General features: G+C 54.7%; 17 protein-coding genes. 8 read left to right on the forward strand and 9 right to left on the reverse strand.

All coding sequences use genetic code 11. The features are described from left to right. Window positions 1–81: 81 nt before the first annotated feature. From ACU6TU_RS12465 to ACU6TU_RS12480, 4 genes are all read right to left on the reverse strand, one after another. Window positions 82–747, reverse strand: a complete 666-nt coding sequence (locus ACU6TU_RS12465; RefSeq protein ID WP_447141726.1) for an alpha/beta hydrolase — start codon at window positions 745–747, stop codon at window positions 82–84. A 192-nt stretch (window positions 748–939) separates the two neighbouring features. Next, window positions 940–1146, reverse strand: coding sequence for a cold-shock protein (locus ACU6TU_RS12470; protein ID WP_447141727.1), 207 nt, complete (start codon window positions 1144–1146; stop codon window positions 940–942). 190 nt (window positions 1147–1336) lie between these two features. Then, window positions 1337–3001 carry a GMC family oxidoreductase gene (locus ACU6TU_RS12475; RefSeq protein ID WP_447141728.1) on the reverse strand — a complete coding sequence of 555 codons (1665 nt, stop codon included), beginning with the start codon at window positions 2999–3001 and terminating at the stop codon, window positions 1337–1339. A gap of 26 nt (window positions 3002–3027) precedes the next feature. Further along, window positions 3028–4536, reverse strand: a complete 1509-nt coding sequence (locus ACU6TU_RS12480) for a CoA-acylating methylmalonate-semialdehyde dehydrogenase (RefSeq protein ID WP_447141729.1) — start codon at window positions 4534–4536, stop codon at window positions 3028–3030. Between the two features lie 153 nt (window positions 4537–4689). Between ACU6TU_RS12480 and ACU6TU_RS12485 the strand changes: the two genes are divergently transcribed. Together ACU6TU_RS12485 and msrA are read left to right on the forward strand one after the other, a co-directional pair. Further along, a complete protein-coding gene (locus tag ACU6TU_RS12485) occupies window positions 4690–5598 on the forward strand; it encodes a LysR family transcriptional regulator (RefSeq protein WP_447141730.1) in 909 nt (302 codons plus the stop codon). A gap of 160 nt (window positions 5599–5758) precedes the next feature. Next, window positions 5759–6397: a peptide-methionine (S)-S-oxide reductase MsrA gene (gene msrA, locus ACU6TU_RS12490; RefSeq protein ID WP_447141731.1), complete on the forward strand. Its 639-nt coding sequence runs from the start codon at window positions 5759–5761 to the stop codon at window positions 6395–6397. Window positions 6398–6408: 11 nt separating this feature from the next. Here msrA and ACU6TU_RS12495 read toward each other — a convergent pair whose 3' ends face one another. Further along, entirely contained in the window at window positions 6409–6888 is a 480-nt protein-coding gene (locus ACU6TU_RS12495) for a phosphatidylglycerophosphatase A family protein (RefSeq protein ID WP_447141732.1), read from the reverse strand. A gap of 2 nt (window positions 6889–6890) precedes the next feature. After that, on the reverse strand, window positions 6891–7763 hold the full coding sequence (locus ACU6TU_RS12500) for a tellurite resistance TerB family protein (RefSeq protein ID WP_447141733.1): 873 nt from the start codon (window positions 7761–7763) through the stop codon (window positions 6891–6893). Between the two features lie 268 nt (window positions 7764–8031). Here ACU6TU_RS12500 and ACU6TU_RS12505 point away from each other — a divergent pair, with 268 nt between their 5' ends. Together ACU6TU_RS12505 and ACU6TU_RS12510 are read left to right on the forward strand one after the other, a co-directional pair. After that, entirely contained in the window at window positions 8032–8658 is a 627-nt protein-coding gene (locus ACU6TU_RS12505; protein ID WP_447141734.1) for a CDP-alcohol phosphatidyltransferase family protein, read from the forward strand. Between the two features lie 105 nt (window positions 8659–8763). Further along, window positions 8764–9756 (forward strand): LLM class flavin-dependent oxidoreductase, encoded by a 993-nt coding sequence (locus tag ACU6TU_RS12510; protein WP_447141735.1) that lies wholly within the window; start codon window positions 8764–8766, stop codon window positions 9754–9756. A gap of 12 nt (window positions 9757–9768) precedes the next feature. Here the strand turns inward: ACU6TU_RS12510 and ACU6TU_RS12515 are convergent, their stop codons facing one another. The 3 genes from ACU6TU_RS12515 to fhuB are packed head-to-tail and all read right to left on the reverse strand — an operon-like array spanning window position 9769 to window position 14238. Then, on the reverse strand, window positions 9769–11424 hold the full coding sequence (locus ACU6TU_RS12515) for a multidrug ABC transporter permease/ATP-binding protein (RefSeq protein WP_447141736.1): 1656 nt from the start codon (window positions 11422–11424) through the stop codon (window positions 9769–9771). A 28-nt stretch (window positions 11425–11452) separates the two neighbouring features. Next, window positions 11453–12241, reverse strand: a complete 789-nt coding sequence (gene fhuF / locus ACU6TU_RS12520; RefSeq protein WP_447141737.1) for a siderophore-iron reductase FhuF — start codon at window positions 12239–12241, stop codon at window positions 11453–11455. After that, the gene (gene fhuB, locus ACU6TU_RS12525; protein WP_447141738.1) at window positions 12238–14238 is read right to left on the reverse strand and encodes a Fe(3+)-hydroxamate ABC transporter permease FhuB; all 2001 of its coding nucleotides are present in this window, start codon (window positions 14236–14238) and stop codon (window positions 12238–12240) included. Before fhuB ends, fhuF begins: the two co-directional genes overlap by 4 nt. Window positions 14239–14628: 390 nt before the next feature. On the opposite strand from fhuB, the gene ACU6TU_RS12530 reads away from it, so the two are divergent. The 4 genes from ACU6TU_RS12530 (at window position 14629) to ACU6TU_RS12545 (ending at window position 20413) form a co-directional block, all read left to right on the forward strand. After that, window positions 14629–15735 (forward strand): GNAT family N-acetyltransferase, encoded by a 1107-nt coding sequence (locus ACU6TU_RS12530; protein ID WP_447141739.1) that lies wholly within the window; start codon window positions 14629–14631, stop codon window positions 15733–15735. 23 nt (window positions 15736–15758) lie between these two features. Continuing rightward, window positions 15759–17051, forward strand: coding sequence for a lysine N(6)-hydroxylase/L-ornithine N(5)-oxygenase family protein (locus ACU6TU_RS12535; RefSeq protein WP_447141740.1), 1293 nt, complete (start codon window positions 15759–15761; stop codon window positions 17049–17051). A gap of 119 nt (window positions 17052–17170) precedes the next feature. Continuing rightward, window positions 17171–19372: a TonB-dependent siderophore receptor gene (locus ACU6TU_RS12540; RefSeq protein ID WP_447141741.1), complete on the forward strand. Its 2202-nt coding sequence runs from the start codon at window positions 17171–17173 to the stop codon at window positions 19370–19372. Between the two features lie 111 nt (window positions 19373–19483). Continuing rightward, entirely contained in the window at window positions 19484–20413 is a 930-nt protein-coding gene (locus ACU6TU_RS12545) for an ABC transporter substrate-binding protein (RefSeq protein ID WP_447141742.1), read from the forward strand. Window positions 20414–20430 lie beyond the last annotated feature (17 nt).

Below are 20430 nucleotides of genomic sequence, written 5' to 3' on the forward strand. Positions count from 1 at the left end.
TTTTTTTACTACAACCTTTTGCTATAAACTTTTACTACAACCTTTTACTGCAACTTATTTACTGTAATTTTCGATACTTGGTCAGGATAAACGTTCACCTAACCATTTACCGATATCACTGACCTGCTGAGGACATAGCGCATGCGCCATCGGGTACTGGCGATAATTGACCTTGTAACCCATGCCTTTCAGGCGTTCAGCACCACTTTTCCCCAGGCTTTCCGGCACAACGGGGTCGAAGTTGCCATGATGCACTTCGATGGCAATATCACGGTTAGCATCAGCAAACTCTATGCTGTCAGCCGTGGCGAAATAGGTCGACATGGCCAGTAAGCCACCCAGCGGTTGGGGGAAAGAAAGTGCTGCCTGGTAGGCTACTGCACCTCCCTGAGAAAACCCCGCAACGATAATCCGCTGGCTATCGATTCCTTGATCAATCTGCTCTTCAATCAATGCCTGAATACGTTCAGCTGAGATTTTCAGCTGACGCTCATCCACCCGCCGATCAAGGTCCATGGCAAGAATATCGTACCAGGCAGGCATCACCATACCGCCGTTAACTGTCACTGCCAGACGTGGTGCATGGGGCATGATAAAGCGCACGTTGGCATCATCTGGCAGCGAAAGCGCGGGCACCAGTGGCTCAAAGTCCTGCCCATCAGCACCTAGACCGTGCAGGATAAAAACGCAGGCATTGGCAGGCTGCCCATTTTTTGGTTCAACAATCAACTCACCCGGCTCACTCATCTTTGACTCCTTCAAAAATAAAGCCTTACCCTAGCGCAAAGTCGCGTTAACAGCGAGCCAACAAGACGCTGTCAGAAGAATATCAGCTTGATATCTTGCGATCATTTTTGACGGGTACAAAAAAACCCCGCCGTAGCGGGGTTTTTTCTACACACCAGCTATCGGCTGATGGTAAACATCATTGTCTAGAAATTAATCTACAACTTTGATGTTGGAAGCCTGAAGGCCTTTTTTACCCTGAGTGACGTCGAAGGAAACCTTCTGGCCGTCTTGCAGAGATTTGAAGCCATCAGCCTGAATTTCTGAGAAATGCACGAACAGATCGTCGCCATTGTCGTCAGGAGAAATAAAGCCGAAGCCTTTAGTGTCGTTAAACCACTTAACGGTACCAGTTGCCATGATCGAAACCCTCGATAAAGCGATATTTAAAGCCGGGGAAATACCCGAATTGCAGTGGGTAAAACAAGAAACTTTCACCAGACTCAACGCTTAAGGCGTCTTAATACTGCTGACAACGTTCGACTTGCTAACCAACTGCGCTCATCATGCGCTCTAACCGAGCGCACGTCAACCCTACCGTTAAAAACTGTCACCTTGATGGTGCAATGATCCACCCCGCAGCTTTCTCAGCAATCATCAGCGTGGGCGAGTTGGTGTTGCCACTGGTAATCGTCGGCATAATGCCGGCATCTACCACACGCAAACCGGTCACTCCCTTGACACGCAGTTTTGAATCCACCACGGCCATCGGGTCATCGTCATGGCCCATTTTCGTGGTACCTACCGGGTGAAAAATCGTTGTGCCGATATCACCGGCCAGCTTGGCCAGTTCGTCATCACTCTGATATTCAAGCCCGGGTTTGAACTCTTCAGGCTGGTATTTGGCGAACGCCTGCTGCTCGGCAATACGCCGGGTAACGCGTAGTGAGTCCGCGGCCACCTTGCGGTCTTCTTCCGTACTCAGGTAATTAGGCTCAATGGCAGGGGCGGTTTGTGGGTCACGACTTTTGATCCGCACGGTGCCACGACTGCTGGGATTGAGGTTGCAGACACTGGCGGTAATCGCCGGAAAACTGTGTAACGGCTGTCCAAAGGCATCCAGGCTCAGCGGTTGAACGTGGTATTCAATATTAGCGTGCTGGTAGTCATCTGAACTGCGGGTAAAAATACACAGCTGAGACGGCGCCATGCTCATCGGGCCGGTGCGTTTCACGACATACTCAAGGCCAATCATGGCTTTACCGAAGAGCGTACTGGCCATGGTGTTCAAGGTTTTGGCCCCCTGGACTTTATAGACCGAACGAATCTGCAGGTGGTCCTGAAGATTTTCCCCGACGCCGGGCAACTCGGCGACCATATCGATACCGTGACGTTGCAGCAGGTCCGCCGCACCAATCCCCGATAGCTGCAGAATTTGCGGGGAACCAACGGCGCCTGCACTCAAGATCACTTCGTTGCTGGCGGTGACATTAACGGTCTTGCCTCCCCGCAGAAGCTCGGCACCGTTACAGCGCGGTGTGCCCTCCTGAGTGTCGAACAACAGCCGGTTCACATGGGTAGAATGCCAGATGGTCAGGTTAGAACGACCTTTGATGGGGCGTAAAAACGCTTTGGACGTATTCCAGCGCCAGCCGCCACGCTGATTGACCTCAAAATAGTTAACGCCTTCGTTATCACCACGGTTAAAGTCTTCGGTATAGGGAATACCGGCCTCTTCAGCGGCCTTGGCAAAGTCATCCAGCACCTGCCAGCTCAAGCGCTGCTTTTCAATCCGCCATTCACCGCCATGGCCATGATAACGGCGATGCTCTTCGTCACCATCGCCGCCGTCATCGAGGCGATGATGGTCTTCATGCTTCATGAAATCAGGCAGACAGTTCTCCCAGCGCCAGGCATCGTCGCCGGTCAGCTCGGCCCAGTGGTCATAGTCACGCGCCTGACCACGCAGGTAGAGCATGCCGTTAATGCTCGAACAGCCACCCAGGGTTTTGCCACGCGGGTAGATCAACGAACGGCCGTTGAGCCCCTTGTCGGGCTCGGTACGAAACAGCCAGTCAGTGCGCGGGTTATTGATGCAATAAAGATAGCCCACTGGAATATGGATCCAGTGGTAGTTATCCGGTCCGCCGGCTTCAATCAGCAGTACTCGATGCTTCGGATTAGCACTCAGACGATTGGCCAGCAGGCATCCAGCGGTGCCTGCGCCGATCACGATAAAATCAAAGGCGTTGGTATTATTATGGTCGTTTGACATGATCAGGCTCCGGCGACAGATGGACGTTATTTTGCCGTTGGCATAACGAATTCAGCGCCCGCATCGATGGAGTCAGACCAGCGCTGCATGATAGATTTCTGCTTGGTATAAAAGCGTACCCCTTCTTCCCCATAGGCATGCATATCGCCAAACAGGGAACGCTTCCAGCCACCAAAACCGTGCCATGCCATGGGCACCGGAATCGGCACATTGATGCCGACCATACCCACCTGAATGCGACGACCGAATTCACGCGCCACGTTACCGCTTTCCGTAAAGCAGCTCACCCCATTGCCGAACTCATGATCATTGATCAGCTGAATGGCGGTAGCGATATCCGGGACGCGAATACACACCAGCACCGGGCCGAAGATTTCTTCTTTGTAAATGGTCATCTCAGGCGTGACGTGATCAAACAGGGTGCCGCCCATCCAGAAGCCATCGGCGCAGCCATCGCCTGTGTTCCCAGCGTCGAAGTTACGGCCATCCACGACCAGCTCAGCGCCTTCTTCCACGCCTTTATTGATGTAGCCGGTAATTCGCTCATGGGCCTGAGGAGTCACGATCGGCCCCATTTCCGCATCCAGCTGCATGCCATCTTTCACTTTCAGCGCTTTGGCCCGCTCTGCCAGATTGGCCACAACGCCATCCGCAATATCGCCCACCAGCACGGCCACACTGATCGCCATGCAGCGCTCGCCTGCGGAGCCATAAGCCGCGCCAATCAGCGCATCCACCGCTTTATCGAGATTCGCATCCGGCATGACCACCATGTGGTTTTTAGCACCACCCAGCGCCTGCACGCGCTTACCATGCCGGGCGCCGCGCTCGTAGATCAGGTTGGCAATCGGCGTGGAACCGACAAACGACAGGGCTTTGATATCCGGGTGGTCAATCAACGCTTCCACGCTGTCCTTGTCGCCCTGCAGGACGTTGAATACGCCATCGGGAAGACCCGCCTGCTTAAGCAGGTCGGCCATCATCAGGGACGCACTGGGGTCCAGGGGGCTTGGCTTGAGAATAAAGGTATTACCTGCCGCAATCGCGACCGGGAACATCCACATTGGCACCATGACAGGGAAATTGAACGGCGTGATACCGGCCACCACACCCAACGGCTGACGCATTGTCCAGTTATCAATCCCGGTACTTACCTGCTCGGTATAGTCGCCTTTGAGCAATTGGGGAATCCCACAGGCAAACTCAACGATATCGATGCCACGCGCCACTTCTCCCTGGGCATCCGTGAACACCTTGCCATGCTCTTTTGTGATGGCTTCGGCGAGCTCATCCTTGTGGGCGTTCAGAAGTTCAAGAAAGCGGAACATGACCCGCGCCCGGCGAATCGGCGGTGTATCAGCCCACGCTGCAAACGCGGCTTTCGCGGCATCGACGGCACGATCAACATCCTGATTATTGGCCAACGCGACCTGCCCGGTCACTTCCCCGGTAGCCGGGTTGAAGACATCCTGCGTTTGCGTGCTCTCGCCGGTGGTGCGCTGGCCGTTAACGTAATGTGCAATGGAAGTTGTCATGGCGCCCTCTTATAAGATTTATTTAAGCCTTGTTTAAGCTTTAGCAGCGAAATGCCGCTCTAGTGACAGATTAGCTCAGCCAACGCCACGATCAATTGAGTTATTCATAAGCCAGATATAAGCTTTACTGATATCACTATCAAAAGGAATGTCATGCACGATTTAGGCGGTTTGCGCGCCTTTGTGGCGGTGGCGAAAACCGGGAGTGTCTCCCGCGCAGCCCAGCAGTTGCATCTGACACAACCGGCCATCAGCCTCAAGCTTAAACAGCTGCAGGAGCAGCTGGGGCTGAGCCTCTTTCGGCGTCACCCTCAGGGGCTCTCGCTGACAGCCGACGGCATGGCCCTGCTGCCTGCCGCCGAGCAGGCGCTGGCCAGCGCCAGGGCGTTTTCGCAAACGGCGGCGGCGCTTCACAGTACGCTGCGCGGGCAACTCAAGATCGGCACCATTGTCGACCCGGAGTTTATTCGCCTGGGCGATTTCCTGCGCCGCCTGATGGCACGCGCGCCCCAGCTGGAAACCGAGCTGCACCACGGCATGAGCGGCAGCGTGCTGGGGCATGTAGAGCGCGGCAATCTGGATGTGGGGTTTTATCTGGCACCGCCTGGCGAGGGAACCGGCAGCCAGCATCCCACGCTTGCTTACCGTGAACTCACTCACTTTGATTATCATGTCGTCGCGCCGCCCGGCTGGGAGTCACGCCTTGCGGATACACGCTGGGAGTATATGGCGCGCTTGCCCTGGATTGTCACGCCTACCGATTCCGTCCACCATCGCCTTCTGGGTAGCGTCATGGCAGAACATAATGCTCAGCCCAACCGGGTCGCCCAGGTTGACCAGGAAGCCTGCATGCTTGACCTGGTCAGAGCTGGCGTCGGGCTAAGCCTGGCGCGAGACGCCCTGGCAATGGCGGAACGTCAGGAAAGCGGCCTGTGCGTTGCCCAGAATGTCCGCCTGCCCTGCGCGCTAAGTTTTATCTGGAACCGTGAACGCCAAAATGAACCCGCTATCGAAACAGCGCTGAATATTCTTGATGACGTCTGGACATCAAGCCGTTACTGATATATCACACAAGGAACCGTCACGTACAAAGCTTGTCCATATGCCGTACACCTTGATCCTACGGTTACTGAGACCTTGGTTATTAAAAACATGGTTATTAAAAACACGGTTATTAAAAACCGTTATTAAAACCGTATTTGAAACCATCATTGGAGCGATTATGTCTTTCCCCGTTACATCGACTCAAACACGTCGCTTCCTGCCAGTTGTTACCGCCCTGGCCGGTGCGTTGGTCGTGCCCTCATTAGCGGCCGACGAGTCAGAAAGCGCTGAGGCGATCTTTGCCGGTGGCTGCTTCTGGTGTATGGAGCCACCTTACGATGATCAGCCCGGCGTTCAGGCGACCATTTCCGGTTATATCGGCGGTGAGCTGGACAATCCGACCTACGAAGATATTACCGGCGGCGATACAGGCCACGCTGAGGTGGTACGCATCGATTACCAGCCGGACGAGATCAGTTATGAACAGCTGCTGGAAATTTTCTGGCGTAATATTGACCCTTTTGCAGTGGATCAGCAGTTCTGCGATGTCGGCAGTCAGTACCGTTCAGCGATTTTTTATGTCAACGATGAACAGCGCGAACTGGCAGAAGCCTCAAAAGCTGAGATGGAAGCACGTTTTGGCCGCGAAATAGCCACCCAGGTGGTACCGGCTGATACCTTCTGGGAGGCGGAGGAATATCATCAGGATTATTATCAGAAAAACCCGCTGCGTTATAAGTTCTACCGTTTCAGCTGCGGACGCGATGACCGGTTAGAAGAGGTATGGGGCGAAGAAGCCGGTGGCCCGACATTCTGATTCAGGGGCGGTCAAAAAGACCGCCGCATCAGTTTCATCGATTTTAACAGCAGAGCCAGCACGACAAAGCTCACCCCTGCCGCTACCACATCATCAAGCACGATGCCGAACCCACCGCTGACCAACTCGGCAAAATGTATGGGCGGTGGTTTCAATCCATCAAAAAAGCGGTAAATGACAAAAGCCATCGCCATCACCCACGGCCTGCGTGCAGCACCCGCACTCAGCCCAAGCACCACCAGAGGAAAGGCGACAATTTCGTCGGCAACGATACTGCCGTGATCACTGCCGCCCAGCTGAGTCGACACCACCTGGCACAGAGGAATCGCCAGCAGGATCAGTGGCACAACAATCAGCCAGGCGACGGGGCGCGAACGCCCCAATAACCACCATGCCAGAGGCACGCCGAGCAGAGACCCCACGGTACCCGGTGCCAGCGGTGATAACCCTGTGCCAAAGCCGACGGCTAACCAATACCACAGTGCTTCCATGCTTAACCTGCCTGCTGGGCTTGATGCTCCAGCTCCGCCGCCATATCAGGTGGAAGGTTCAACGCCTTGGCCAGCTGATCCAGCCAGGCACGTTCCATCGGGTTCTGATCATCCGTTACGGCAACGCTGATCAAATACATTTCCCGTGCGGCCTGCGGGGAATCGGCTTCGCGGGCCAGCGCCTGGGCATCCAGCGGCGAATTGAGCTGCGTCTGAACCCAGCGATGAAGCTCCTCATCCGCTCCCAACGCATCTATCTGTTCGCTGATCAGCGCCTGTTCCTGTTCATCAATATGCCCATCGGCACGGGCCGCCATGATCATCGCCTGAAGCAGCTCCAGGCTGCGGCGCTCCTGGAATTCACCTTCCAGTGCATCCACTTGCTGGCCTTCCTGTGCGTAGGAAGACGTCGCGTTGCCATGTCGCGACTGCGTATTATTCTGCTGATAGTTTTGCTGTTGATGGTTTTGCTGTTGATGGCTTTGCTGTTGAGAACTTTCCTGTTGAGCGCTTTTCTGTTGAGAGCTTTGCCAGGCTTTCCAGGCCAGCGCGCCGACGCTTGCAATCGCGCCATATTTCATCGCTTTGCCACCCATGCTGCGGCCGCGCTTGGAGCCCAGCAACAGCCCCATGGCACCGCCACCCAGCAGGCTTTTTACATTTAGCCCTGAGCTGCTTCCACCCTGACTTCCACCACTTCTGCGCTGGTTACTACCGCCGCCCAGCTGGCGAGCCAAACCGCCCAACATCCCCTGCACATCAAAGCCACCTTCCTGGCCGCCGCTTTGCGACTGCTGGCTATGGCGCTGCTGACTACCCTGCTGGCCGCCTGAGGCCTGCTTCATCAATTGTTGAAGAATCTTGCTGGCATTCATGGGTACACTCCCGATGATGGAAAATGCTAACCGCGTCAACATAATGCGGCAAATTATCATACCTCACTGACATTTTTTGCTACGACAGGTTCTTAAATAACAGGTTCTTGAATAACAGGTTCTTGAATATCCAGCCTTTTACGGCGCAGCGTTTTTCAAACATCCATTTTTCCCGCTGCCGCTTTGCGACAAGTCGTAAGGTTTGCTCTCATCGCCACACTGTTAGGCTGAGAGCTTTTCCCGCTATGCAACTATTAGAGGAAATCCTATGTTAGACCGCTGGACCATGCCACTCACGCAACGCCCGCTACTCAAGCTGGCGACTGCCGTTGAAGGCCGTCTATCGCCAGACCAAGTGACCCTGTTGAGTTTTATCATCGGCATCATCGCCCTTCCGCTGTTGGCCTTTGGTTACTACGGGCTCGCCCTGGTGGCGATTGTGATCAACCGCATTGGTGACGGCCTGGATGGCGCATTGGCACGCCAGAGTGGCCAGCAAAGCACTGCCGGTGGTTTTCTTGATATCGGCCTGGATTTTGTTTTCTATGCCGCCGTCGTGCTGGGGTTTGGCCTGGCTGACCCCGCCGATAACGCACTGGCCGCTGCGTTTTTACTGTTCGGTTTTATTGGCACAGGCACCTCGTTTCTGGCCTTTGCGATTGCCACCCAGCAGCGCGATGCGGATCAGCAGGAGACGGTTCGCCCCGACTTGCCCAACAAGGCGTTCTATTATATGGAAGGGCTGACCGAAGGCACCGAAACCGTGGTCGCACTGGTTGTGTTCTGCCTGTTTCCACAACACTTTGCCTGGCTTGCCAGTCTTTTCGCCCTTGCCTGCCTGATCACCACCGTAACCCGGCTATGGGGTGGCTACCGGGCGCTGGCCTATCGGTAATCGCCCCCTTGCAATTCACCCACGCTGACCGCATAACAGTCTATTAATAAGCACGCTAAGCAACTTTCTCCTTTACGTGCCCATGAATTGATTAGCAGGTGATCCATGAGCCAACTCGCTTCCACCGCACTGTCCGTCCTCGACCTGGCGCCCATCCGCCAGGAAGGCAGTGCCGCTGAGACCTTTCGTAATAGCGTCGCGCTGGCGCAATTAACCGAACGGCTCGGCTATACCCGCTACTGGCTGGCCGAACACCACAATATTGCGGGTATCGCCAGTGCAGCGACCTCAGTCTTGATCGGTCACATTGCGGGACAAACATCGACAATCCGTGTCGGCAGCGGCGGCATTATGCTGCCTAACCACCCACCGCTGGTGATTGCCGAGCAATTCGGCACGCTGGAAACGCTCTACCCTGGCCGGATTGATCTGGGGTTAGGCCGCGCCCCCGGTTCCGATGGCGCTACAATGCAGGCCATGCGCCGGAACGCCCATGCCGGTGTTGATGATTTTCCGCAACTGCTGAACGAGCTGCACAGCTATCTGGCCGATGAAGACCCTCAGCAGCGAGTGAAAGCGGTTCCTGGTCAGGGCACGCATGTACCTATCTGGCTGCTGGGTTCCAGCGGCTACAGCGCGCAGCTGGCGGCAAAGCTGGGCCTGCCATTTGCCTTTGCGGCCCAGTTTGCGCCAGGGTATTTATTCGAGGCTTTGCGCTTATATCGTGACAATTTCCGTCCTTCTGAGCACCTGGACAAGCCCCATGCCATGGTCGGCTTACCGGTCATGGCCGCTGAAAACGATGCGATGGCCCACTATCTGGCCACGACTACGCAGCAGAAGTTTTTAAACCTGATCCGCGGCAAGCCGACCCATTCATTGCCACCGGTTGAGCAGCTAGACTGGTCACCGGTTGAGCAGGCCCAGGTCGGCCAGTTTCTGGGGGCAGCCATTATTGGCGGGCCGGAGACGGTTAAAGCGGAACTTGAGGCGTTTCAGGCGCGTACCGGTGCCGATGAGCTAATGATCAACAGCGATTTTTATGATCATGCTGACCGCCTGCGCAGCTACGAAATTGTGGCTGAGGTCGCCCGTTAGGCGCTGCGCCAGCTAACTGACCCTTGCCACGGCATCACGGCTGGCCGCTTCACGCTGTTCGCCGAAAAGCTCGACGAGCTGGCCATCACGCATCTCCAACAGACGGTCGGCCTGGTCAAAGTAATGGTCATCATGGCTGATCACCACCAGCGTCTTGCCCAGCGCCCTTAACTGCGGCAGTAGCTCACGGTAGAACACGCGCCGGAACTGAGGGTCCTGGTCGGCGGCCCACTCGTCGAGCAGTAGCAGGTCACGCTGTTCGGCCACCGCCAATAGCATCGCCAGGCGCTTGCGCTGCCCTTGGGAGAGATTGGCGTTGGTGATCCGATCACCATCGAAGTCGAGTTTACTGTGCATGCCCAGTGCCGCCAGCCACTCTTCCGTTAGCGCCGGGTCGGGTGACTCTCCTGCCGGCCCCATCAAGCGGTCAAACAGATGCAGATCGGTGTAGATAGCCGAAATGTGCTGACGATAGGTCGTCCAGTCTTCCTCTTGCAGGGGCCTGCCATCGACCCGTATACAGCCGCTTTGAGGTTGGTAGAGTCCCGTCAGAAGCCTGGCCAGAGTCGATTTGCCACTGCCGTTACCGCCGATCAGAAATATCACCTCGCCGCGTTTTAACGTCAGATCAATAGGACCAATGGCAAAGCCCGGCCGCGCCTCTTCCGCGGGGTACCGGTAGGTGATCTGATCCAGCGCCAGCGTTTGCCATTCATGACGATGGGAGGAATGCCCGAAAGATTCGTGATGTTCGGCCAGATCGAGCGCACTGATTTTTTCGAACGCCACCCGGGCGTTGATCAGCGGCGGAAAAGCACCAATGGCTTGAATCAGCGGCGCACGCAGAAATAACAGCGTCAGCGAGAAGGTGGTCGCCACCTGCGCCGACGACCAGCCCAGGCCGTTGGCCAAAAAGAACACCACGCCGATGGCGCCCAGCATCATGATATTGAACCAGTTCACCGCGCTGAGATGGTAAGTATCACCGCGAATGATATGGTGTCGATACGTTTCAGCGTTAGGGGTATAGACATCGCGATACAACCACTCGGCGCGGTCGCGATTAAGCGCCAGTTCCTTACGCCCCTCGATGACCGACTGATAGTCCTCGTAGAGACGGTCTTCAGAGTCGCGCAGCCTGGCCATATGCCGATAAACTTTTGCCACCAGGCGCATGCCCACCAGAATCGTAAACACCACCCACAATGCCGTCACGGCAAGCATCGCGGGCGAGAGCCAAGCCAGGTAAAGAGTGACGCCGACTGTCAGCACCCCACCCTGCACCAGCTCCGGCAAACGCACAAAGGCCACGGTGATATACCGCACATCGCTGGATAAGCTGGCCAGCAAGCGCGCGCTACCGATCTGCTCGACACGCTCGATATTGGTATCCAGAATGCGCTTGATCAACTGACCCCGCAGCCGATAAACAAAGCGGTGACCCAACGTAGTCAAGGCTAACTGAGATGCCAGCGTGATCGCCAAAAGCAACCCCACCAAACCGAGAAACTCTGGCAGAATTCGCCAGGGGTCGGCAAAGGTACCCAGCATTCGTTCATTGATAAACGCAATGACCCCGACGCCCAGGCCGGCACTGACCAAGCTGAGACATATCACAGCCATAAACGGCCAACGGTAATCACGCCAGACAATCCTCAATAGCTCCACGAACAAGACTCCTTGGCAACGCAAAAGGTTAACGCCGACGCTTGGCCGGTTTATTTTCAGGTTTCAGCGGACAACCACCGCACAGTGCCTCGCCAGGCAGCCGGTATTTAATGCAGCACAGCCGCCGCACCCGTGAGGGTGTTTCACTGCCCAGTTCGAGATAACGCACCGGCTGGTAGAGTGGGTTGCGCCGTCCATCAGGCAGTGTTTTGGTATCGAGATAATCCAGCAGCGGCTCACCTGCGCCAGCAAATTCCGGGTGCCGTGAGCAGGCCTTACCTACGAACTCTACGTAGTGACCGAGATTGCTCCAGAATACTTTGGCAGAAAGCCCCGAGATCGCAGCAAGCGACTCGATCAATGGTGTGCAGTGGTCGTCAAACAGCGTGCTAAAGCGCTCATGGGGTAAATGAGAAACCACAGGGCCCCCACCATGCGGCAACCAGATACGGGCCGTTTGTCCATTGTCACCCAACGCCAGCCGTAGCTCATTCCCACCTATCGGCAGGTCGTGGCCCAACAGCAGGTTGGCCACCAGCGTCGGGATCGAGACGCTACTGAAATGATACTTCGACCAGATTGAAGCAACGGCTTTGCGGTCGGCATCGTCACCGTGGCTGCGGCCGTAGCGCGCCAGCTGCTCACTCAAACAGTCTCGATCCAGCAACGCAGAGGCTGTCAGCGTCGGTTCATCAGGTTGACCAAACATCGGGGGTTTCAGGTTATCCAGCGGCGGCTGGCGGTACAGCGCCAACAACGCCTCTGCGGGATCCACCGTTGCTGAGCACTCACTCGATTTGACCGCCACATGACTCATAACCGCCGCAGCCCCCACATAAAGTAAGCGCCACCAATCAGGGAGGCGACCAAGCCGGCCGGTATCTCGTAAGGGAAGATAATCTGACGGCCGACCCAGTCCGCCAGCACCATCAGCAACATGCCGATCAACGCTGCCCCAAGCAGATGCTGCCCTGCCCGAGAGAAGCCCACCAGCCGTGCCATATGCGGTGCCAGCAGGCCAATAAACGACAGCGGCCCAACCACCAGGGTGGCGCAGGCGGTGAGCAGCGCCACCAGCAACAGCAGCGCCAGGCGGGCACGGTTCAGCGTTACCCCAAGCGCTTTGGCCGTCGGTGCGCCTAACGGCAAGATATCCAGCCAGCGGGTAAAGGGCAGCGTGACCAGTGCCAATACCGCAGCAATACCACCGACGACAACGGCATTGGTGACATCCACGTAATACGTTGAGCCCGCCAGCCAGGCGATCACCTGCTGTCCACGTGGGTCACCCCCCGCCAGCATCACGCTGCGCACTGCATCAAACAGCGCACTGACGGCCACCCCGGTGAGTAGCAAACGCTCGGGGAGATAACCGCTCTTGCGGTTGATGCCCACCAACACCACCAATGTCGCGAAAGCCCCCAGGGTACCGACGCCAATCAGCATCATATTGGTCGGCGCGGGCAGCAGGAAAATCCCCAGAATCAGCGCAATGGCACAGCCCCCACTAATACCCAGGACTTCGGGGCTGGCCATGGGGTTGGCGGAAAGGCGCTGGAGAATCGTCCCGGCAATCGCCAGCATCAACCCGCTGGCCGCAGCCGCCATCACTCGCGGCATGCGCCACTGCATCACGTTCCAGTTATCCGGCGCCAGCAAGTACCAGCCATCAACCCCCTGGCCGACCAGCAGCCCAAGCAGCGTCGCACCCAGTAATGCGAGGATTAAACCCGTCGCCAGACGCAAAGGTGCCGGATGGCGATGAGCGAAAACGCCCGCCCCTTTCGGCGGCTGATCGCTCTGCAGTTTCAAGCGGGGAATCAGCCACATCAACAGCGGCGCCCCCAGCGCCCCGGTAATCGCCCCAGTCGGAATGAAGGCCGCCACCATGCCACCGAACTGCTGTAGCAAGAGATCCGTGGTTGCCAGTAACACGCCTCCAAGCAGTGCCGACCAGAGTAGCCTTGGCCCTAATCGACGGGCTCCGGCCATGCGCACAATATTGGGCGCAGCCAGGCCAATAAAGCCGATAATGCCCACCACACTGACAATGCTACCGGTAATAAATACCGCCAATCCCATGCCCGCAAAGCGCAGATAGGTCAGCGATACACCAAGGCTTCTGGCGCTGGCATCGTCAAGCTCCAGCACTGCCAGGGGGCGCAGCAAAAACCAGGCGGCAACACAGCTAATCGCCAACCGTGGCCAGAGGATCGCCACCCCATCCCAGCCGTTCTGCGCCAGCGACCCCGCACCCCAAATCAGCAACCCCGACAACGCCTCGTGGTTAAACAGCAGCAGCGCCGTAGAGAGCGCTCCCAGGTAAAGGTTCACCACCAGACCCGCCAGCACCACCACGATCGGCGCCAAACCGCGCCGCCATGAGAGCAAAAACACTAACCCCACTGCCAGGGCGCCGCCCACCAAGGCGACCCATTCGCGCCCAACCACAAGCAGTCCCGGTGCCAGCAAGGTAGCAGTCATCAACGCCAGATTTGCGCCTGATGCGACCCCCAAGGTGGTCGGCGACGCCAAGGGGTTGCGCAGCACCTGCTGCATGAGTACACCCGCCAGCCCCAAGCCGCCCCCGGCCAACAGCGCAATCGAGAGGCGCGGCCACCAAGCATAATAAAGCAGCAACTCGTTAACGCTATCAAACCCAGGGGCCACAAGCGCGTAAAGCCCTACGACTATTCCGCCCTGACCCTGCAGGCCTAACCAAAACAGCACCACCATCGGCAGGCTCAGTAACAGGCAGGCTTTTGCGGGCGACATCCCTCCCACTCGTTGGATAAACACCGAGGCACTTAGCATAGCGAACAACCTTTTGTCATCACCGAACAATGTGCCCCAAGAGGAACAACAGGCAGACGAGTCATGGGATTAGCCTTAATATTTTGCGGGAGTTAGTGATTGAAAAATTAACAAATATTCTAAATGATAATAATTAGCACTACAATTGACGACTATCATCCATGCCAATCGCTTGCCATTTTCTGACTGCATCAATCGACACTTACCTCTACAGACGAACCGCGCCCGCAAAAAGTTAACCCATATTTATGTAAACAAGCCTCATTCTCATTCGTCCTTAGGTAAGGAAGTGAGTAATGCCACCCCGTGGCAGGTAATTTTTCCGGCTGTTTCTTTCTTAGATTTTTCGATTCTTTTTTGTGATTCGTTCTTATTAATAGGAGCTTTGCGGTGTCCCGTTCTGTCCAGGCACAAACACAGGTACCCTCTGAAAGCCCTGCGGAAGCCTCATTACTCTCATGGCCCGAGGGCTTCGGCTATCAAGTCATTGGTGATGCCAACACGCAGTCGCTGCTCGTAAAAGATGATCAAGAGCATCTTGAATGGTCATTGGCGGACGATAGCAACCGTTTGACGCTGCGCTGGCCGCAGCGCTCCGCGCCACCTCTCCCGGCGTTACTTGCGGCTATCGAAGGAGCTTTTGCCTTTAACCCGGCCACTGCTGCACTACGCCTTCAGCTACCCACTGTTTTGCATGCCAACCTGTGTGCAACCGGCATCGCCGTTAAAGATAGCCATGGAGAACTCTGGGCCTACGCGGAGCTATTTTGGCAGTTGCCAACCCTTTGGCTCACCTCTCCCTCCATGCGCGTCTACCCGCAGCAACCCATTCTGGAGAACGGAAAGCGCCATCCACGCCGCCCGCCGCGCCCCAGCGGCACGGTCTATCAGCGTCATATTCCCTGGCTCAATGCCACTCTGAGTTTTCGCGTCCTTAACCTGGAACTTGATCTGGAACGCTTCAACCGCTGGATGAACGACCCGGTCGTCGCCCACTTCTGGGAGGAGCAGGGTGACTTGCAACAGCACCGCGAGCGGCTGGAGAGCACGTTGCAAAATCCCAGCGTGGTACCACTGATCGGCTGTATCGACGGCGAGCCCTTCGGCTACTTCGAGACCTACTGGGCCAAGGAGGATCGCATCGGCGCCTATTACGCTGCCGATGACTTTGATCGCGGCTGGCACGTACTGATCGGCGAAGCCGCTTTTCGCGGGCGGCCCTATGTGGCGGCCTGGCTACCTTCCATATCGCACTACCTGTTTCTGGATGACTGCCGCACCCAGCGCCTGGTGATCGAACCCCGCGTGGATAACGCCAAGATGCTGCGCAACCTTGCCCAGTGCGGCTACGCCCACGTTAAGGCGTTCGACTTTCCCCATAAGCGGGCCATGCTCGGCATGCAAATGCGCGAGCACTTTTTTAACGAGCGCAGTTGGATTCCGCTGCCTTCGCACCCTGGGTCTGCGCCACAACCCGACCCACGCTTCACCTTATAAACACGTCAGCCACGAGGACTCTCATGCATATTCACGACTTGATCGGCATCGGCTTCGGCCCCTCCAACATTGCCCTGGCCATTGCGCTCGACGAGCAGCGCCAGGATGGGCAAGCACAGGATGCTTTCTTTATTGAACGCCAGCCCTGCTTTGCCTGGCACCCGCATATGCTGCTGGAAAATGCCCATATGCAGATCTCTTTCCTCAAGGATCTGGTCACGCCGCGCAATCCAGGAAGCCGTTTCAGCTTCCTCAATTACCTTCACAGCAAGGGCCGCCTGCAGGACTTTATCAACCTGCAGACCTTCTTCCCCAGCCGTCACGAATTCAATGATTACCTAAGCTGGACGGCCAGCCACTTTGAACACCAGTGCGCTTATGGTGAGGATGTCTTTGAAGTGCTGCCCGAAACTGACAACGACGAGGTCGCCTACCTTCGTGTTCGCTCACGGGATGAGAGCGGCGCGGTGCAGGAAAGGCTCACCCGTTCACTGGTGATCAGCGTAGGTGGCGCGCCCAATGTGCCTGAATGCTTTGCTGGGCTAAAAGACGACCCCCGAGTCTTCCACTCCAGCCACTACCTCCGGGAATTGGCAAAGCAAGATGCTCCCAAACGCATTGCAGTGATAGGCGCGGGCCAGAGCGCCGCTGAAATCTTCCTTGATCTGCACAACCGTGAAGGCATTCAGGTGGATCTTATTAGCCGAGCATGGGCCTTTAAGCCCTCGGACGATAGCCCATTCGTTAACGAGATATTCAACCCCGAATACACCGACTACGTGTTCAACAACCCCACCGGCCAGCGGGAAGCACTGCTGCAAGAGTACAAAAGCACCAACTACTCAGCCCCTGACTTGGCGCTGATTCAGGAAATTTACGATGTGTTCTATCAGCAAAAAGTAACCGGCCAGGCCCGCCACCGCTTCCGTCGTCGCCATGAGGTTATCGGCAGTCAAGCAAGCCCAGAAGGCGTCGAGCTAAACGTGCGTGATCTGGAGACTGGCCATACGGATATCACCCGTTACGACGCCGTGGTGTTAGCCACCGGCTATGTACGCGACACTCATAAACAGCTACTGGCGCCGGTTAAAGACTATCTATCTGACTTTGCCGTCAATCGTCATTATCAGCTCTACACCAAGCCCGGGTTCAAACCGGCTATTTTCCTGCAAGGCAGCTGCGAGCCCACCCATGGTTTAAGCGATACTCTGCTTTCGATTTTGGCGGCACGGACAAGTGAGATCTGTACTGCACTGGATCAGACAGCTGACTTATATGCCCCTTCTCCCTGCAAGCAAGAAGCCACCGCGCCATAGCTCCCGACCACCCCGAAGCTCACAAGAGGTTGACTTCGGTTATTCTATATTCATAATGCAAACAATAATAATTAACATTTACTTAAAATTAAAACGAACTTCATGCAAGGAGAACATTTGTGAATCAACCCACTTTCCGCAAGCGGTGGCTAACGGCGGCCATTGCTCTGGCTGCCTGTAGCTCTTCGGCAGCTGTGTTTGCACAAGATGCTGAGCAGAGCACGCAATTAGATAGCAATGCGGCGAATACATTGCCTACAGTGCACGTAACGGGTGATAGAATTTCAGGTGCACTACAACCCACTGAGGGATATACCGCGGATACTAGTCTCAGTGCCACCAAGACTGATACCCCGCTGATGGATACAGCCCAGTCGGTATCCGTGGTCACTCGCGATCAGATCGAGGATCAAAGTGCGAAGTCTGTACAGCAAGCACTACGCTATACCCCTGGCGTGTTCACAGGTGGCCGCAACGGTTTTGGCAATCGTTACGATTTCATTAATATGCGCGGCTTTGGTGGCGTCGGTAGTATCGACAACGTCTATTTTGACGGTCTTAAAATGGCTGGTGATGTTGGAGGCTACAATTCGTTGCAAATTGATCCCTATTTTCTTGAGAGAATTGATGTATTCAAGGGGCCGACATCCGTTTTATATGGACAAAGCTACCCTGGTGGTCTCGTCGGGTTAACCAGCAAACGCCCTCTATTCTCACCTAGCCATGAGATCCAATTAGAAACGGGCAGCCATAATAAACGTACAGCACGATTTGATTTCAGTGGCCCCATAGGGGAAAGCCAACAGGTCGCCTACCGTCTAGTGGGTTTAGCGAGTGGTTCGGACAGCCAGTTCGATCATGTAGAGAACGAGCGCTATACCATTGCTCCCTCACTAACGTTCTTGCCAACCGATGCGACATCGCTGACCTTAATGGCCTACCTGCAACACGAGCCGAATAGTGGCTACTACGGGTGGACACCGGCTGACGGAACGATACGAGATCATAATGGCAGAAGGATCAATAATGACTTCTTTGATGGAGAGCCAGGTGTTAATGGGTTCGAGCGTTATCAACGGCTAATAGGTTACCAACTAGAACATCAGTTCAACGATCAGTGGCAGGCTCGGCAAAACTTCCGCTTCACCTCTGCGGATATCGATTATGACCAAATTTATTCCAGCGATTACGTTAACGATAGTAATCTGCTAAATAGACGTGCCGCAAGAGCCGATGAGTCAATGCACGCCTACCACGTAGATAATCAGCTACAGGGGAATTTTACGACCGGGTCTCTTGAACACACGCTGCTGGCCGGTGTGGACTACCAGTACCAACGCAATTCAGGAGAATGGCAGTTCGGATCGGCGTCTCACCTGGATGCCTTCAACCCACAGTATGGAAACACACAAATCACATACGCAACGCCCACTAACTTCATCAACAAGGTGGAACAGACTGGGGTTTACTTGCAGGATCAGATTAGCTTCAACCGCTGGCGTTTAAACCTGTCAGGGCGTCAAGATTGGGCTGACACCAGTACTGCCTACACCAACTTAGGCATGTCTTCTGAAAGCAACAATAAGAAGTTCACTAGTCGTGCCAGCCTATTATATGCCTTTGACAATGGCATTTCCCCTTACGTCAGTTACTCGGAATCATATCAGGCAGCATCCGCTACAAGGACTGATGCTTCTGGCAACGCATTAGATCCCAGCGAGGCCTCTCAGTACGAAACAGGTATCAAGTATCAGCCCCCCGGCAGCAACGACCAATACACGGCTGCTGTATATCAGCTAGAGCAAGAAAATGTTTCTGAAGCCATTCCTAATACATCATTCTATGAGTCTATCGGGAAAGTACGTTCGCGCGGCTTAGAACTATCTGCCATCTTACGTCCCACAGAGCAGCTTTCATTGCTCGCCAACTATACTTACACGGATATGGAATATGTTGAGACCAATGATGAAACCCAAGGCAATACGCCCTATGCCGTGCCCCGTCATATGGCCTCTGCGTGGAGCAAATATGAATTCACGAAGGGAGCGTTAAACGGATTGGGCATAGGCGCGGGCGTGCGCTACAACGACGCCACATGGGGCAATGATACAAACACTTTTCAGGTAGACGGCTATACACTGGTCGACGCCATGTTGGAATATGACCTGGGCATGTTATCAAGCGATCTTGAGGGCATGAACTTGCAGGTCAATGCCAATAATCTCCTTGATAAAGAATATGCCTCCTCTTGCTCTAGCACCACGATTTGCCATTTTGGCGAAGAGCGCAATGTGACAGCAACCGTCAGCTATCGTTGGTAGGTGGCTTGTCCTATTGAGGAGTTAAGAAAAACATATTCAGGCTAAAATGAGAAATCGAGGTGCCTTTATACTCATAGGCATCTCGTTTTTTATTTAAACTCCTCTATTATAATGACAGATCAAAAAAGTTTAATTTTTTATCTTTTAATCAAAGTATACAAAGACGACATGACATCATCAATATATAAAAACCTTATATTACCAATTTTCCTTATATTAATTTTATTATCTGCGGCTAACGCTGATGATCAGCAGCGTAATGTTACTTTTGACTATGCTGCAGCAGATACACTTAGTGCCTTACACCAACCACCCATTGCTTTAGCCGGCTTAGCACAATACAGACAGTTATACCAAGAACACTTACTTCCTGATGCCTTTGATCTCGGGCTTAGATTTCAACCCAACCTTGAATACCTTGCATCACTGAAACCTGATGAAATAATGATCGCACCTCCAGCTCACCTAAACTTAGAAGACAAAATTTCCCGTATTGCTCATGTAATAAAAATCCGGCCATTTACGAAAGGCCTTGATGTTTGGCTAGGCCTTGAACAATTGACTAGAGATGTGGGAGAGCTGAATGGTGGGCAACAGCAGGCCGAAGCATTCATTGACTCTGTAGAAGCCAGAATGTCAGAGATTGCCACACAGATTGAAAGGCCTGCAGCGACTCTCTTGATCATCGAAATCCGAGACGACCAACATGTACGTGTCTATGGGCCTGGGAGCTTGGAAGATGCAGCTTTGACACGGCTTGGATTTGAAAATGCCTGGCAGGGATCTACTAACAACTGGGGATTCAGTACCTTGTCAGTTCGTGAAGCATTTGAACTGACAGGCCAAATCGTTGTTCTTCGCCCAGCTTATTCTCAAGACATATCAGGTTCAACATTACCAAAGTCAGGGTTATGGCAGCATTGGCTAGATGATACGTCGGTCAGTATGGAAAGAAACTATTGGCCATGGGGAGGCTTCCCCTCCATGCTCCGCTTTGCTGAATCTCTCAAAGAAGCATTACAAACAGATACCCAAACTTAATCAAAGCGCGCTAAGCG

The sequence above is a fragment of the Halomonas sp. LS-001 genome (assembly GCF_052983955.1).